This is a genomic window from Kitasatospora sp. NPDC086009, assembly GCF_044540385.1.
Taxonomy (GTDB): Bacteria; Actinomycetota; Actinomycetes; order Streptomycetales; family Streptomycetaceae; genus Kitasatospora.
On sequence record NZ_JBITSA010000004.1, the window covers coordinates 320,417 to 334,143 of the forward strand.

General features: G+C 74.1%; 12 protein-coding genes. All 12 read left to right on the top strand.

Annotated features, from left to right (window positions below; genetic code table 11):
• The first annotated feature begins 45 nt into the window (after positions 1-45).
• From ACIF6L_RS13335 to ACIF6L_RS13390, 12 genes are read left to right on the top strand one after another with little or no spacing between them, the layout of a single operon-like run.
• The gene (locus ACIF6L_RS13335; RefSeq protein ID WP_329485294.1) at positions 46-453 is read left to right on the top strand and encodes a cupin domain-containing protein; all 408 of its coding nucleotides are present in this window, start codon (positions 46-48) and stop codon (positions 451-453) included.
• Positions 450-1,751: an aspartate aminotransferase family protein gene (locus ACIF6L_RS13340; protein WP_396489111.1), complete on the top strand. Its 1,302-nt coding sequence runs from the start codon at positions 450-452 to the stop codon at positions 1,749-1,751. Before ACIF6L_RS13335 ends, ACIF6L_RS13340 begins: the two co-directional genes overlap by 4 nt.
• A complete protein-coding gene (locus ACIF6L_RS13345) occupies positions 1,748-2,764 on the top strand; it encodes an ATP-binding cassette domain-containing protein (protein WP_396489109.1) in 1,017 nt (338 codons plus the stop codon). The genes ACIF6L_RS13340 and ACIF6L_RS13345 overlap by 4 nt, the downstream gene beginning before the upstream one ends.
• The gene (locus tag ACIF6L_RS13350; RefSeq protein WP_396489108.1) at positions 2,761-3,606 is read left to right on the top strand and encodes an ABC transporter permease; all 846 of its coding nucleotides are present in this window, start codon (positions 2,761-2,763) and stop codon (positions 3,604-3,606) included. Before ACIF6L_RS13345 ends, ACIF6L_RS13350 begins: the two co-directional genes overlap by 4 nt.
• Positions 3,603-4,409: an ABC-2 family transporter protein gene (locus ACIF6L_RS13355; protein ID WP_329485290.1), complete on the top strand. Its 807-nt coding sequence runs from the start codon at positions 3,603-3,605 to the stop codon at positions 4,407-4,409. Before ACIF6L_RS13350 ends, ACIF6L_RS13355 begins: the two co-directional genes overlap by 4 nt.
• 2 nt (positions 4,410-4,411) lie before the next feature.
• Positions 4,412-5,878: a hypothetical protein gene (locus ACIF6L_RS13360; protein ID WP_396489106.1), complete on the top strand. Its 1,467-nt coding sequence runs from the start codon at positions 4,412-4,414 to the stop codon at positions 5,876-5,878.
• A 5-nt stretch (positions 5,879-5,883) separates the two neighbouring features.
• Positions 5,884-7,989, top strand: a complete 2,106-nt coding sequence (locus tag ACIF6L_RS13365; RefSeq protein ID WP_396489104.1) for a glycosyltransferase — start codon at positions 5,884-5,886, stop codon at positions 7,987-7,989.
• Positions 7,982-9,082, top strand: coding sequence for a sugar phosphate nucleotidyltransferase (locus ACIF6L_RS13370; RefSeq protein WP_396489102.1), 1,101 nt, complete (start codon positions 7,982-7,984; stop codon positions 9,080-9,082). Before ACIF6L_RS13365 ends, ACIF6L_RS13370 begins: the two co-directional genes overlap by 8 nt.
• The gene (locus tag ACIF6L_RS13375) at positions 9,075-10,103 is read left to right on the top strand and encodes an ROK family protein (RefSeq protein WP_359806648.1); all 1,029 of its coding nucleotides are present in this window, start codon (positions 9,075-9,077) and stop codon (positions 10,101-10,103) included. The genes ACIF6L_RS13370 and ACIF6L_RS13375 overlap by 8 nt, the downstream gene beginning before the upstream one ends.
• The gene (locus tag ACIF6L_RS13380; protein ID WP_396489100.1) at positions 10,100-10,987 is read left to right on the top strand and encodes a sugar nucleotide-binding protein; all 888 of its coding nucleotides are present in this window, start codon (positions 10,100-10,102) and stop codon (positions 10,985-10,987) included. The genes ACIF6L_RS13375 and ACIF6L_RS13380 overlap by 4 nt, the downstream gene beginning before the upstream one ends.
• Entirely contained in the window at positions 10,984-11,526 is a 543-nt protein-coding gene (locus ACIF6L_RS13385) for an NUDIX hydrolase (protein WP_329485284.1), read from the top strand. The genes ACIF6L_RS13380 and ACIF6L_RS13385 overlap by 4 nt, the downstream gene beginning before the upstream one ends.
• Positions 11,527-11,564: 38 nt before the next feature.
• Positions 11,565-13,724, top strand: a complete 2,160-nt coding sequence (locus tag ACIF6L_RS13390; protein ID WP_396489098.1) for a glycogen/starch synthase — start codon at positions 11,565-11,567, stop codon at positions 13,722-13,724.
• Positions 13,725-13,727 lie beyond the last annotated feature (3 nt).

Consider the following 13,727-nt stretch of genomic DNA (forward strand, 5'->3'; position numbering starts at 1 on the left):
ACGGACGCCCCGTCCGTCCCGTCCCCGACAGGAGCCCGCACCGAGATGAGTCCCGCCGAACCGCCGCCGGCCCGTGGTGTGACCCGCAGCCGGGTGTCCAACCTGCACGAGGGCCTGCTCCGAGGGGTGAACGCCGACCACGGGGGTGCCGGCACGATCCTCGCCCACCGGGCCTACCACGGCGAGAGCGCCCCGGCCCCCGTCGCCTTCATCGACCTGGTGGTGCTGCCGCCCCGCACCTCGATCGGCCTGCACCGCCACGCCGACGACGAGGAGACCTACGTGATCCTGTCCGGCCGGGGCCTGATGACCCTGGACGGCGAGGAGTTCGAGGTCCGGGCCGGGGACGTCGTCCCCAACCGCGCGTACGGCGAGCACGGCCTCGCCAACGCCTCGGACGAAGACCTCCAGCTGCTGGTCTTCGAGGTCGGCCCGATGGGCGGCGCCCGGTGACCGGCCCGCGCCAGAGCGAGCTGCTGGCCCGGGAGGCCGTCCACCTCGCGCCGGGAGCCTCGGAGGAGTCCGCCCTCGGGCGCCGGGTGTTCGTCGAGGGCAGCGGCGCCGTCCTCACCGACCTCGACGGCGACCAGTACATCGACCTCGCCGCCGGAACCCTCACCCAGTCGCTCGGCCACTGCCACCCCGAGGTGGTCGCGGCGCTCACCGAGCAGGCCGGCCGGCTGTGGAACGTCCACGACTTCGCCACCGCCGACCGGGCCGAGCTGTGCGAGCTGCTCGCCCGCCTGCTGCCCGAACAGCTCGACACCTACGGCTTCTTCTCGACCGGGGCCGAGGTCGTCGAGGCCGCGCTGCGCGCCGTGCAGGCCGTCGCCGACCCCGGCCGCAACCGGATCGGCGCGCTGCGCCACGGCTTCCACGGCAAGACCCAGGGCGCCCGGATGCTGGTGCACTGGGACATCGGCAACCAGGCCCACGCGGGCAACAGCATCCTCGGCTACTCGCCGTACTGCTACCGCTGCCCGCTCGAACTGGAGTACCCCTCCTGCGGGGTGCGGTGCGCCTCGCTGGTCCGGCGGCACATCACCGAGAAGTCCAACGTGTCGGCGCTGGTCTTCGAGCCGGTGCTCGGCGCGGCCGGAGTCATCGTGCCGCCGCCCGGCTACTGGGAGCAGATCGCCGACAGCGCCCGGCAGAACGGGGTCGTGCTGGTCGCCGACGAAGTCCTCACCGGCGGTGGTCGCACCGGCAGCTTCCTGGCGAGCGAGCGCTTCGGCGTCCAGCCCGACCTGGTCGCCCTCTCCAAGGGCATGGCCTCGGGCTTCCCGTTCGCCGTCCTGGCCGGACGCGCGGAGCTGCTGCGCCACCCGCGGGCGGCCGGGGCCGGATCCACCGCCTCCACCTACGCCAACAACCCGCTGGGCATCGCCGCCGCGAAGGCCACCCTGCAGGTGGTGGCCCGCGACACCCTGATCGAGAACGTCCGTACCCTCGGTGCGCTGCTCGACGACCGGCTGGCCGAACTCAAGTCCCGGTTCGAGGTCCTCGGCGACGTCCGGGGACTCGGACTGCTGCACGGGCTGGAGTTCGTCCGCAGCCGGGAGAGCCGGGAGCCCGCGCCCGAGATCGCCCGCGCCGTCTACCTCGCCGCCCTCGACCTCGGACTGCGCACCTCGCTCGGCGGCCACATCATCCGGCTCGCCCCGCCGTTCACCATCGACCGGGCGCTCCTGGAGGAGGGCATCACCCTGCTCGGGCGCGCCCTGGAGCGGGTCACGGAGGCCGGCCGGTGATCGTCGCGGAGAACCTGGTCAAGGAGTTCAAGGTCTACGAGCGCAGGCCCGGTCTGCTCGGCAGCCTCGGCACGCTGTTCAGCCGGGAGCACCGCCTGGTGCGCGCCGTCTCCGGGGTCTCCTTCGAGATCCCGGCCGGCGCCAGGGCCGCCTACATCGGCGCCAACGGCGCGGGCAAGTCCACCACCGTCAAGATGCTGACCGGGATCATGAACCCGACCTCCGGCCGCTGCCTGGTGGCCGGCCTGGAGCCGTACCGGGAGCGCCGCCGCAACGCCGCCAACATCGGCGTGGTGTTCGGCCAGCGGAGCCAGCTCTGGTGGGACCTCCCGGTCCCGGACTCCTTCCGGATCCTGCGCCGCATCCACGAGATCCCCGCCCCGGTCTACCGGCGCAACATGGCGCTCTACCGCGAGCTGCTCGACCTCGACGCCCTCGGCAGCACCCCCGTGCGGCAGCTGAGCCTCGGCCAGCGGATGCGCGCCGAGGTGGCCGCGAGCCTGCTGCACGATCCGGCCGTCGTGTTCCTCGACGAGCCGACCGTCGGTCTGGACCTGGTCCTGAAGGAGGCCGTGCGCGAACTGGTCAACCGGGTCAACGCCGAACTCGGCACGACCGTCATGCTCACCAGCCACGACATCGGCGACATCACCTCGATCTGCGACCAGGTCCTGGTCGTCAACCGGGGCGAGGTGGTGCACCAGGGCACCGTGCACGAGCTGCTGCGCGCCGCCGACACCCGGTCGGTCGTCTTCGAGCACCAGGGCTGGCCCGCGCCGGCCCAGGCGATCGCGATGATCGAGGACAGGCTGCCGGGCGTGACCGCCCGGCCGGTCGAGGGCGGACGGATCCGGGTCGAGTACCCGACCCGGCACTCGTCCGCCCGGGAGGTGATGGGCTTCCTGCTGGAGCACTTCGACGTCACCGACTGCGTCGCCCCCGAGCCCGACCTCGAAACGGTGCTCCGCCGGATCTACACCCGCCGGGCCGAGCCCCGGGAGGCGCTGCTGTGACGGCCTCCGCCACCTGGCACCGCCGCACCCCGCTCGCCGTCACCTGGCGCCGCTACACCCCGTTCGCCGCCGCCAGCCTGCAGGGCCTGCTGCAGTACCGCTCGACCTTCGTGATCAACGCGGTCACCGCGACCACGGCCGTCGGCCTCCAGGTCTTCCTCTGGCGCGCGGTGTACGCGGGCCGCACCGGCGGCCCGCCCGGCGGGTACGACCTGCCCGAGCTGACCACGTACGTGCTGCTCGCCCAGATGCTGGCGCTGCTCCAGGCCAGCCGGGTGGACGAGGAGGTGGCCGGGGAGGTCCAGCGCGGCGACATCGCGGTCTCGCTGCTGCGCCCGGTCAGCTACCCGCTGGCGCGGTTCGCCGCCGGCCTGCCGGTCTCCCTGGTCAACGCCGGGACGGTCGCCGTCCCGGTGGTGCTGCTGTACGCGCTGCTGCTGCCGCTGTCCGCGCCGAGCTGGGCGGGCGGTCTGCTGTTCGCGCTGTCCGCCGGGCTCTCGCTGGTGATCGGGTTCGGGGTGAACCTGCTGGTCGGCCTGGCCGGCTTCGTCACCACCAACATCTGGGGCGTGCGGATCGTCAAGGACAGCGTGGTCGCGTTCTTCGCCGGCCAGGTCGTGCCGCTCGCCCTGATGCCGGGGCCGCTGGCCGCCGTCGCGCACCTGCTGCCGTTCCAGGCCCTGGTCGACGGACCGCTGCGGCTGCTGCTCGGCCACTACCGGGGGCCCGCCGAGGCCGCCGGGATCCTGGCCGGTCAGGCCGGCTGGGCCGTCGGCCTGACCGCCCTGGCCGCCCTCGCCTGGCGCGGGGCCGTCCGCAGGGTGGAGGTGCTGGGCGGATGAGCGCGTTCACCACCGCGGCCCGCTACACCCGGCTGACCTGGTACCTGAGCGCCGTCAGCCTGCACCGGCTGACCGAGTACCGGATGGACTTCGCCCTCGGGGCGGGCGGCCTGCTGCTCCGGGTGGGCGGCCAGCTCGCCGTGGTCGGGATGGTGTTCCGGCAGGTCCCGGTGATCGCGGGATGGAACTTCCACCAGGTGCTGTTCCTGCTGGGGTTCTCGCTCCTCCCGCGCGGCCTGGACCGGCTGTTCACCGACCAACTGTGGATCCTGGCACGGCGCCTGGTGCAGTCCGGCGAGTTCTACCGGTACCTGATCCGGCCGGTCCACCCGCTGTACGCGCTGCTGTCCGAACGCTTCCTCTACCCGGACGGCTTCGGCGAGCTGGTCACCGGCGTGGCCATCACCTGGTACGCCGCCGACCAGCTGGACCTCGGCCCGAGCGCCGGCCGGCTGCTGCTCGTCCCGCTGCTGGTGCTGTGCGGCGCCCTGATCCTCGCCTCGATCAAGACGGCGTTCGCCGCGCTGTCCTTCTGGACCACCAACAGCTTCCCGGCCCTGTACGCCGCCAACCAGCTGGGCGACTTCGCCGGCTACCCCCTCGACCTGTACCACCCCTCCCTGCGGTGGCTGCTCACCTGGCTGCTGCCCTACGCCTTCACCGCCTACGCCCCCGCGTCCTACCTGCTCTTCGGAGCGACGGACCTGCTGCGCTGGCTGCCGGTGGTGACCGCCGCCCTGGCGGCACTCGCCCTGCTGGTGTGGCACCGGGGCGTCGACCGCTACGAGATGACCGGGAGCTGAACATGGACACCCTGCTGCTCGGCAGCCTTCCGCCGGCCACGGTCGACCTCCTGCGCCGGGCCTCCTGGATCGACGAGACCGGCCGCCGCGCCGGGCGGTTCGAACTCCTGGACCAGGCCACGCTGGAGACCGTCCGCCTGCTGATCGTCGCCCCCGCCGGCGAGCGCACCGGCCGCTGGTTCGTGCCCGTCATGGACGACGACCCCGGCCGCGGCGCCGACCGCACCCCCGAGTACGACGAACTGGTCGTCCGGGCCCTGCGGAACGGCCTGCGGCTGCCCACCGCCCGGGGCAACCTGATCGAGTTCCGCGGCGACCCCGCCGAGTACCGCGGCCGGCTGCCGTTCGACCCGGGCTGGTCCTCCAACGCGCTCTCGCTGCTCGACCTCGGCGGCGCCGCGCACGCCCACAAGACGTACCGGCGGATCGGCGTCGGCACCCGCGAGCCCGAGCTGCTCCGCCTGATGGCACCGGGCGGCCGGACCCAGCAGCCGGCCGGTGACTACGCCTACGTGGAGACCGCCACCGGCCGCCGGGAGCCGCTCGGCGTGCTCTACCGCTACGTCGACGGCGACGGCCTGAACGTTCCGCTGAGCGCCGCGATCCGCGCCATGTGGCCCCTCCTGCACGCCGGCGCCGACCCGGAGGACGCCGTCGCCGACTCCCAGCGCGCCCTGGCCGGGCCGCTGCGCGCGACCGGCCGGTTCCTGCACGAGTTCCACCGGGACCTGGCCGAACGGCTCGGCCCGCACCCGGAGTTCCCGGCGAGCGACTTCCTGGCCGAGACCGCCGGGCGGACCGCCGCGCTGCGCCCGCTGATCCTCGACGACGACCGCTTCCCCGTCACCGTCCGGCAGGCCGCCGCCGCCGGTCTCGACCGCGAGCTGGCGCGGATCGCCGCCCTGCCGCCGCGGCCCTGGCCGGCCGGCCCCTGCCACGGCGACCTGCACCTGTCCCACCTGCTGCGCCGCGAGCGCGCGGACGGCAGCTGGGAGCTGTGCGTGATCGACCTCTCCACCCCGGAGGCCGACCCGGCCGACCCGTCCACCGCGCAGTCGCCCTGGCAGGACCTCGCCGCCCTGCAACGCGGCCTGGAGATCTTCACCGCCGACGAGCTGGCCGACCACGCGGCCCGGACGCTCCGGACGGACCCCGAGGACACCTGCCGGACGGCGCTGCTGCTCGCCGCCGGCGCGGAGCCGGACACGCCCGGCTGGACCCCCCGGCACGTCGCCGAGCTGGCCCGGCTCACGTCCGCCGCCCGGCTCTGGGCGGCCCGCACCGGCGACCTGCTGATCACCGACGGCCGGCCGCTGGCCGGCCACCCCGCCTGGCGGCTGCTGCGGCTGCGCCGGCTCGTCCACGAACTCGACTACGCGTACGCCCACGACCGCGCCTACCACGCGGCGATCAACCTGCGGCACGCCGTGGAGGCCGCCCGACTCCCCGCCTCCGCGGCGAAGGACTGACACCCGTGCACATCATCGAGACCTACTTCGAGTGCGGCGGCTTCGACCACCGCCTCATCCAGGGCGGCACCTCCGTCTACCTCTGGAACCTCTCCAAGGCGCTGGCCGACCGCGGCCACCGCGTCTCCATCGTCACCCCGGCCCACGGTCGGCTGGACGACCTGCGGCGCCTCCACGACCTGGAGACCCTGGACTACCGGGACGAGTACGAGCTGCCCCTCGTCCTCGACCCGCAGACCTGGGGCGAGCGCTTCCCCGCCGAGGTGCGGATCCCGCTGACCACCACCGCGCACCTGCTGCGCCTGGACGGCGTCGACCTCTACTTCCTCTCCAACCGGCTGCTCGACGAACTGCCCGACCGGTTCTACCCGCCCTACCAGAGCAAGGGCCACGACCTGGTCTTCTTCAAACCGCTCGCCTACCAGGTGGACAGCATCCGCTTCGTGCGCGAGCGGTTCGCCGAGGAGAAGGCCGTCCTGCACGCCCACGAGCCGTACTACCACTACCTGATGCCCGCGGCGTTCCGCCACGACCCGGACAAGCTGGTGGTGGGCACCGTGCAGAGCAACATGCCGATCACCAAGAAGGTCTACCGCCCCAAGGTGGAACGGCTGCTGGAGTTCCTCGGCGCCGGGGTCGAGCTGCCCGCCGAGGACGCCGGACACCCGCTCACCGAGCACGAGCAGGTGATGAGCGGCTACCAGCAACTCACGCACCTGCACTACGAGTACGGCCCGGGGCACGTCCGGGTGTACGACCTGGTGGCCGACCACGCCGACCTGGTCGACTTCCTCTCACCCGGCCACCTGGAGTTCTACACCGACTTCGCCGACACCCCCTTCGAACAGCTCTTCACCCGGCTGCCGATCCACGACACGGTGCGCCGCAACGCCCACAAGAGCTTCGTCGGCGGCTGCGCCGTCGGCGACACCTGGACCACCGGCGAGCCGCCCGCCGTCGACCGGGCCGCCGTGCTGGGCGGGCTCGGACTCGACCCCGCCCGGCCGACCTTCTTCCACAACGCGCGCTACGCGGTGAACCACAAGGGGCAGGTCGAACTGTTCCGCGCCGTCGACCGGGTCCTGAACGAGGGCCTGGACGCCAACTTCGTGCTGCGCTGCATCAGCGACTCCGGGATCGACGACCCCTACGTCCACGACGTGGTGCGACGCCACGAGGGCCGCGTGCACCTGGAGTGGCAGCGCGTCGACGAGCGGCGGATCGTCGAGTACGCGGCGTCCTCGGACTTCTGCCTCTTCCCGTCCAAGTTCGAGATGGACACCTTCCTGATCGCCCAGGGCGAGGCGATGGCCGCGGGCGCGGTGCCGATCGCCACCGCCCAGCGCGGCATGGCGCACTTCGGACACGTCGCCGACCCGCTGGCCGGCCCCGAGGCCGAGCGGGCCACCGGCTTCGCCGTCAACCGCTCGTTCGCCGAGGACGACCCCCTGCTCGCCGACGCCCTCGCCCGGCGCATCCACCAGGCCGCGGCACTGCTGCGCGAGCGGCCGGAGGAGTACCGCCGGCTGCGCGCCAACGCGGTCGCCAACGCCCGGCGGTTCACCTGGAGTCACGCCGCCGACCTGCACGTGGCGGCCTTCACCCCGCTCTGGGAGGGACGCTCGCCGGAGCTGGGCCTGGACCGCGTGCTCCGGCACGGCTGGTTCGACCTGCTGCCGGACGAGGCGTACGAGAGCGACCGGGCCGCGGTGGCCGAGGCCGCCGCCCGGCTCGGCGACGCCGAGGCCCACCGGCGCTGCCACCAACCGGACCCGGCGACCGACCGCGCCCTGTTCGAAGCGGCCTGGGCCCGCGCCGACTTCGTCCGCTGCGAGCCGACCGCGGACCGCGACCCGGCGCTGCGCGCCAGGCTGGACGGGCGCTGCACCGTCGAGGACGGCTCGATCGTCTACCGGCTGCCGCACGCCGAGCGGGTCGAACTGGTCCGGCTCGCCCCGCCGGGACCGGGCCGCCGACAGGTGATCGTGCACCAGCTCGACCGCAGCGGCGACGTGTTCACCTGCCCGCTGCCGGCCCCCGGCGAGGACCTGCACTTCCTGCTCACCCTCACCACCGGCCGCGCGACCTGGGACGTGATCCGACATGGCTGACTCCGTGCGCACCGTCCTGCTGGCCGGCGGCGAGGGCCGCCGGATGGGCCGGCTCGGCCACGGCCGGCTCAAGCCGCTGGTGCCCTTCGGCGGTGCCTGCCGCCTGATCGACTTCTCGCTCGCCAACGCCGCCGCCTCCGGCCTGGGCGAGGTGCTGCTGCTCTCCCAGTACGAGGAGAAGCAGCTGATGGACGACCTGCACCGGACGTGGTGGCGCCCCGGCTTCCGGGTGAACTTCGGCCCCTACGACCGGGCCTACCGCGAGGGCGGGGAGAGCGCGCTCGTCCGCCCCGACGGGCCGCCGGAGCGGGGCACCGCGGACGCCCTGATCCGCAAGGCCCGCTACGTCTTCGGCCCTGGCACCAGCGAGGTGCTGGTGCTGCACGCGGACCACGTCTACCGCTTCGACTACCGCCCGCTGATCGAGCGGCACCGCCGCACCGGCGCCGCGCTCACCGTGGCCTACCAGCGGATCGAACGCCGCTTCGTCCACCTCTTCGGAATGGTCGAGTTCGACGCCGCCGGGCGGCTGACCGGCTTCGTGGAGAAGCCCGCCGAGCCGACCAGCGACCTGGTGTTCGCCGCCTTCTGCGTCTTCGACGCGACGGTGCTGCACCGCTACCTGGAGCACCTCGACGGCACCGACTGGCAGCACGACATCAGCCGCGACGTCATCCCCGCCATGCTCGCCGGGGGCGAGCGGATCCTCGGTTACGAAGTCCCCGGGCACTGGGAGGACATCGGCACCGTCGAGCGCTACCACCGGGCCCACCTGGCCATGGTGGGGGACGGCCCGACCCTGCCCCTCGACCGGCTGCCGCTCACGGTCCGGCCCGCGACGGCGCGCGGCCTGGTCGTCCGCGCCCCGGGCGTCGAGCGCAGCGTGGTGCCCGCCGACCTGGCCAACCACGGCCGGATCGAGCACAGCGTCGCCTTCCCGGGCGTGCGGATCGGCGCCGGGGCGGTGGTGCGCCGCAGCGTCCTGCTGCCCGGCGCGAGCGTGCCCGCGGGAGCCGAGATCGACTCGGCGGTCGTCCTGGAGGACGGCTACGTGCAGCCCATGGAGTACGCCCGGGGAGGGGCCCGTGTCTGAGTCCGCCTTCACCGTCGCCGACCTCGGCGGAACCACCCTGCGGATCGCCCGCTACGACACCGCCACCGACGCGCTCACCGACATCCGCCGCACCCCCACCGAGGGCATGGACCGGCACCCCGGCGCGCCGGTGCCCGAACTGCAGGACCGGATCGTCGCACAACTGTCCGAACTGGCCGGCCGGGCCGTGCGGCGCCACCGCAGCAGCGCCCTGGCGCTCGCCTTCGCGGGCCCCGTCACGGCCGACGGCCGCGTGATGACCGCACCCACCGTCTGGGGCGGCCGCGGCGAACCGCTGCCGCTGCGCCTGCTGCTGGAGGAGCGGCTCGGCCTCCCGGTCGTCGTCGTCAACGACCTGACGGCCGCCGTCTGGCGGTACGTCGCCACCGAGGGCCGGCAGCCGTTCTGCCTGATCACGGTGAGCTCCGGGATCGGCAGCAAGGTCTACCGCGCCGGGGAGGTGCTGCTCGACCCCGAGGGGCACGGCGGCGAGCTCGGCCACTGGACGAGCGACCCGTCCCCGCGGGCACCGCGCTGCGACTGCGGCGGACGCGGCCACCTCGGCGCCATCGCCTCGGGCCGCGGCATGCAGGCCGCCGCCCGCCGCGCGGCCCTCGCCGACCCGGCCGGCTACGCCGGCTCCCGGCTCGCGCAGGACGCGCCCGACCCCGCGCGGCTCGACAACCGCGCCCTGGTCGCCGCCGTCCGCGCCGGCGACGCGTTCGCCACCGCCGTGCTGCGGGGCGGCCTCGCCCACCTCGCCTCCGCGATCACCTCCGTCTTCGCCTCGATCGGCGTACGGCGCTACGTCCTGATGGGCGGCTTCGCCCTGGCCGTCGGCCCGCGCTTCGTCGAACTGCTCACCGAGGAGCTCCGACGGCTCGGCTGCTTCGGCCTGAGCGCCGAGGAGATCGGCCGGATGGTCGTCCTCGGCGAGCCGGACGACGACCACGGGCTGATCGGCGCCGGCCGGCTGCTCACCGCCCGCGGCACCGCCCGGCAGGCGGTGGCCGCCCGGTGACCCGCACCCTGATCGTCGGCAGCGGCTTCGTCGGACGCGCCGTCGCCACCCGGCTGGCCGCCTCCGGCGACCGCCCCGTGCTGGCCTCCCGGCACCCGCTCACCGCCCCGCCGGCCCCCTGGGTGGCGCTCGACGCGGCCGACGCCCGGTCCTGCGCCCGGGTGGTGGAGCAGGTCCGCCCCGACCGGCTGGTGCTCGTGCACGGCCCCTCCGACGTGACCTGGTGCGAGGCCAACCCCGAACGCGCCGCCGACCTGCACACGGCCGCGGCGGCCAACCTCACGGCCGCCGCACCCGGCTGCCGGACGGTGCTGATCTCCACCGACAACGTCTTCGACGGCAGCTCGCCGGCCAACGACGAGAACGCGCCCACCACCCCCGCGAACGCCTACGGCCGGGCCAAGCTGCGGGCCGAGCGGATCGTCGGACGCACACCCGGCGCCACCGTGCTGCGGGTCAGCCTGATCTACGGCTGGGAGCCGGCCGACGCGGGGAAGTGGCTCAACTTCTTCTCGGCCTGCGCCCACAGCCTGCGCCGGGGGGAGCCGGTGGAGGCCCCGGACGACCAGTGGACGACACCCGTCCTGGTCGAGGACGTCGCCGCCGTCACCGCCGCCGCGCTGGCCGGCGCGGCGCCCCCGCTGCTGCACCTGGGCGGCCCCGACCGGATCTCCCGGGCGGCCTGGGCCGAGGCCGTCGCCGACGGCCTCGGCGTGCCCCGCTCGCTGGTCCGCAAGGTGCCCAAGGCCGCCGGCCGCTACGCCAGCCGCCCCACCAACACCTGCCTGACCAGCGACCGGCTGGCCGGCTTCCTGGCCGCCCACGGGCTGCGGGTGCGCGGAGTCACCGAGGGCACCCGAGCCCTGCTGGAGGACAAGCCGTGATCCGCACCGTCCGCTCCCGCGAGGTCTACCGCAATCCGTGGATGACCGTCCGCGAGGACGACATCGAACGGGCCGACGGCAGCGCCGGCCGGTACGGGGTGGTCGACAAACCCGACTACGCCCTGGTCGTCCCCCGCCAGGACGGCCGGGTGCACCTGGTGGAGCAGTACCGCTACCCGGCCGGCGGCCGGTACTGGGAGTTCCCGCAGGGCTCCTGGCCCGAGGGCCACCGCGGCGAGGCCCCGCTCGACCTGGCCCGCGCCGAACTGCGCGAGGAGACCGGCCTGCGGGCCGCCCGGATGACCTACCTGGGCCGGCTGCACGTCGCCTACGGCTACTCCAGCCAGGGCTGCCACGTCTTCCTGGCGGAACAGCTGACGGCGGGGGAGCCGGAGCGGGAGGCCTCCGAGGCGGACATGGTCCAGCGCTGGGCCGATCCGGACGAATGGCGCGCCCTCGTCCGGTCCGGACGGATCACCGACGCCGCCACCCTGGCCGCGCACACCCTGCTCACGCTGCACGCCCCCGGCGAGGCCTGAGACAGCACGACCGACGCGACGACAGAGAGGACCCGGCGGTGCACATCGTCAAATTCGCCTTCGAGAGCGTGGGCTTCGACATCCGCCTCATGCGTGGCGGCCTCGCCTCACTGGTGTGGAACCTGGCCCGCGAGTTCGCCGACCAGGGTCACCGCGTCTCCGTGATCACCCCGGCGCACGGCTGCCTCGAACACCTCAGGGCCCACTACGAGCTGGAGGAACTGGACCACGTCGACCGGCACACCGTGCCGCTGGTACTCGACCGCGCCGTCTGGCCCGGCCACCCCGCCGAGCTCGAACTGCGGCTCACCACCCGCGCCCACCGGCTCCGGCACGAGGGCGTCGACATCTACTTCCTGTCCGACGAGTACCTCGACCTGCTGCCCGAGCGGATCTACCCGGCCCGCACGAGCGAGGGCCACGACCTGGCCTTCTTCAAGCCGCTCGTCTTCCAGGTCTCCGGCCTGCGCTTCCTGCGCGCCCACCTCGACCTGGGCGCGGAGCCCGCGGTGGTGCAGGCCTACGAGCCCTACTACCACTACCTGCTGCCGCCGGTGCTGCGCACCGACCCGCGCTTCCTGGTGGTCAGCACCCTGGCCAGCAACATGCCGATCAACCAGCAGGTCCACCGGCCGCAGCTGGAGCGGCTGCTGGAACTGTTCGACACCGACGCCGACCTGGACGCGCTCGCCGACCCGCCGGCCACCGGCCGGCTCGCCGCGGCGATGACCTCCCAACTGCCCAGCACCCACCTGGCCGACCGCCCCACCGCCGACGGCATCGGCTACTACGCGCTCGTCGCCGCCAACTGCGACCTGCTGGACTTCCTCACCCCCGGTCAGCTGGACTTCTACTCCACCTTCCGGGACACGCCCTTCGAACGCGCCTTCCAGGACCTGACCGTCGCGCGGATCGTCCGGGAGTCGGCGGCCCGCCAGTTCGTCGGCGGCTGCGCCGTGCCCGACGGCTGGCTGGCTCGCGACCCGGCCGGGGCCGACCGCGCGCGACTGCTCACCGCCCGCGGGCTGGACCCGGCCCTGCCGACCTTCTACCACGTGGCCCGTTTCTCCGTGCACCACAAGGGGCAGGTCGAACTGTTCCGGGCGATCGACGCCGTGCTCGCCGTCGACCCGGACATCAACTTCGTCGTCCGCTGCGCCGTCGCGGCCGGCGGGGACGGTGTGGTCAGCCCGGTCGGCGACCCCTTCTTCGAGGAGGTCGCGAACCGTCACCCCGGGCGGGTCCGGCTGGACTGGTCCATGGCCGGTGAGGACGTGCTCCACCGGGAGGCCGTGGCGGCCGACTTCTGCCTCTTCCCGTCCAAGTTCGAGCTGGACTCCTTCCTGATCGCCCAGGGACAGCTGATGGCCTGCGGCGCGGTGCCGATCGGCACCGCACAGGAGGTCACCACCCACTACCGGCACCAGCTGCCGCGCGAACACCCGGACGCCACCGGCTTCGCCGTCCCCCGCTCGTTCACCGAGGACGACCCGCTGCTCGCCGCCGCCCTGACGGACCGGATCCTGGAGGCCGCCCGGATCCACCGCGAGGACCCGGCCGAGTACCGCCGCCTCTCCGACAACTCCCGTGCGCTCGCCCGCCGTTTCACCTGGCGCAAGGCCGCCACCACCCGGCTGGCGACCTTCGCGGCCGCCGCCGCCGGAGTCCTGCCCGGACTGACGCCGGAGCGGGCCGCCGGGTACGGCTGGTTCGAGAGCCTGGCCGACACCGACTGGGTCACCCACCGGCGCGAGATCGCCGAATCGGCGCTCGGCCGCGGTGACCTGGCGAACTACCGCAGATGCGTGCCGGCGGTGGACCGGACCGCGCTGGAGCAGCTGTTCGCCGCCGCGTACGCCAGGGCCGACTTCGCCCGCTGCGCCGAACTCGCCGTCCTCCTGGACGACCCGGGCCGAACCGCCCTCGTGGACGGGCGCTGCCTGGTCGAGCCGGTCGGCGACGGCCTGCGGATCGATTACCGACTGCCGCACGCCGAGAGCGTGCTGCTCGTACTGCCGACCGGCGAGCACCGGCTGGCCGGGGCCGAGGGGTACTTCACCACCGTGCTGCGGGAGCGGCCGCAGGGGCCGCTGGTCCTCCTGCTGCGGCTGAGCGACGGCCGCTCCGCCTGGGACGAGTGCCCGCTGGAAACCCCCCGGCGGGTCACGCCGGTCGGCGCCGGACTGGAGAGGGACTGACCC